General features: G+C 61.0%; 1 protein-coding gene. It reads left to right on the forward strand.

The annotated features are described in order from the left end of the window. Positions 1–83 precede the first annotated feature (83 nt). On the forward strand, positions 84–300 hold a 217-nt coding region (locus R0J88_RS19420; protein ID WP_410900786.1), incomplete at its 3' end, for a hypothetical protein.

Below are 300 nucleotides of genomic sequence, written 5' to 3' on the forward strand. Positions count from 1 at the left end.
GTTTTTCCTACCTCACAAGCTTCCTTCTGCTTGCTCGCGCCTGCGACGCACTCCCCAACGCGCTACATCCCTCAGGATGCCCCATGCACACACTGCGTCTTGCCTTGCTATCCCTGCTGCTGACCTCACTGCTCTCCGCCTGCGCCACCCCACGTGCGCAATGGGAAAAGCCCGGCGCCAACAGCACACAAGCCCACAATACCTATGCGGGCTGCCAGTACGAGCTTGGCCTGACCGACAAGTCCGCCAACGAGAAGCAGACACTGCTGAAATACTGCATGGAGCGCGACGGCTACCGCC

The organism is Pseudoalteromonas sp. SIMBA_162 (genome assembly GCF_046535955.1).
Classification (GTDB): domain Bacteria; phylum Pseudomonadota; class Gammaproteobacteria; order Enterobacterales; family Alteromonadaceae; genus Pseudoalteromonas; species Pseudoalteromonas marina.